The 1921-nt window shown below is 25.2% G+C and carries 2 protein-coding genes; both read right to left on the bottom strand.

Going from position 1 to position 1921, the window contains the following annotated elements:
* Positions 1-653: 653 nt before the first annotated feature.
* Complete coding sequence (locus F823_RS0110365; protein WP_019595776.1) at positions 654-890, bottom strand: helix-turn-helix domain-containing protein; 237 nt, start codon at positions 888-890, stop codon at positions 654-656.
* A 677-nt stretch (positions 891-1567) separates the two neighbouring features.
* A complete protein-coding gene (locus F823_RS11580; RefSeq protein ID WP_036746098.1) occupies positions 1568-1780 on the bottom strand; it encodes a helix-turn-helix domain-containing protein in 213 nt (70 codons plus the stop codon).
* Between the last annotated feature and the right edge of the window lie 141 nt (positions 1781-1921).

The raw sequence follows: 1921 nt of genomic DNA, 5'->3' as shown, positions 1-1921 counted from the left end.
ATACATACATACATACATACATACATACAAGCATACATACATATACATATAGCTAGACTGACTAAACATATATACATATAAACAACTACATAACTAACTAAACCTAATCAAATAAACCGATACAACTAACTTATCTTTATTTAAACAACTATAATTAGCTTATAACCTTACTGTATAAAGTATTAAAGCCAACTAAACATAATATAATAAAGTAATATATATAAAGTCTTTTAACTAGTATAATATCTAACTTAAACAATTAATTATGTATACTATACTTGATATAACTATCTTAATATCTCTTACATATTATACATATAAAGAAAATAAATAAGTTTACCTAATCTAATTAGCCTTGCGGCGTTTGAACCTTCAATAATTAATTAAATACTAACTATAATGATTTATAAATGTAATATTTAAAGTTACAGTTATGATATGATAATAACGGTAAAAATAGGCTGAAGGCTAGATATATCAATATCTGTAGCGATTTCAGTCTATATTTACCTACCTTCAAAGGCAAAAAAAAGAAAAAGGTTGATATATCTTTTTAACTTTAACCTTTTCTTTTTAAAATAACATATTTCGTTTTATAATTTATCTACACTATTAGAAAAAAAATAAGCCATGTACTATATAATCAAATTATTTTAATCTTCAATATCTAATAGGTCTTTTATATCTTCAAACTTAGTTATATTAAGTAAATCGTTTGGAGTGCATTCAAAAAATAAGCATAACTTCAATAAACTTGACAATTTAAAGTCTGATGTGCCTTTTTCTAAATGTTGATAAGCACTAAGTGAAGTACTTAGCTGCGTGGCTATATATCTTTGGGAGACTCCCTTTTTTTCTCTAAAAGTTTTTATATTTTCTATCTTTTTCAAAAAAATCACCAACTTTTTTATTTTAATTTATAATTATAAAATTCATTATATCAACATCTTCAATAATATCAAAAACTTTTTTAAAAAAAATTAAAAAAACTTTTGTAAAAAGTGTTGACACTATGCATAGTGTCATGCTATACTGAGTTCAAGATAAAGGAGGAACACAAAAAACACAGCCTATAATATTTTTAAGTGGTAGGTAACAGCACCTTGAAAAACAGAACTTTGGTTCTTATAGTCACCAGGTCGGTAGGCTTGTATATTTCGCAACTTTGCGGGGATGCTTATGGTATAAGTGTAAGCGAGCGAAGGCAAGTGCGCAAGTTGAAGGGACTTGATGATATTAATTTTTAAAGTATAGATTAAATATTTAAAGTAAAAATATATTTAAATATTTAATCTATACTTTAAAGAAAGGAGCTGGTAACAATGTCAAAAAAGAAAACCAGGAAAGGGCAAAACCTAGAATTGTTAGAATTTCTAACTGTTCTATTTAATCTTCTTCTAGTTATTTTAAATTTAATATTCGCAGTATTGAATTTATTTTAACTTAAAAAGGTTAATGCTCAAGGGCTGTAAAGTCCTTGAGTGGTGCCCTTTCAAGGTTTTCTAAAAAACTTAAATTTTTTTTAAAAAAAGTATTGACAAGAACAACTAAAGTTGTTATACTGAGCTTACAAAGAACAACTAAAGTTGTTATATATCAATTCGTTCGGTGTAATATGATATAGGTTACAGATTGATACTAAAGTAGATAATTTAATATCTGAAAGACCTCTTTCAATCTTTTGATAGCCGTATAAACTTAAATTCAAAGAGTTAGCAACTTCTAATTGAGTTAGTTCATTCTTTAATCTTAAGTTCTTAACGTTATCATAAACTAGCATAAATACACCACCTCAAAAAAATATATTAATAATATTATATCATAAGAAAGGAGTAAAAACAATGAAAATAATTCAATTAGTCATATCAGTATTAAATTTACTAGTAGCAGGATACTTATTATATCTTATAACACAAAAAAA

This window comes from Peptostreptococcus anaerobius VPI 4330 = DSM 2949 (assembly GCF_000381525.1).
Taxonomy (GTDB): Bacteria; Bacillota; Clostridia; order Peptostreptococcales; family Peptostreptococcaceae; genus Peptostreptococcus; species Peptostreptococcus anaerobius.
Note: the sequence above shows the minus strand (reverse complement) of the source record. Positions and strands in the feature narration are given on the sequence as shown.

Coding starts and splice junctions, on each gene's coding strand:
- F823_RS11580 (WP_036746098.1), bottom strand. CDS start 1,780: ATGCTAGTTTATGATAACGTTAAGAACTTAAGATTAAAGAATGAACTA.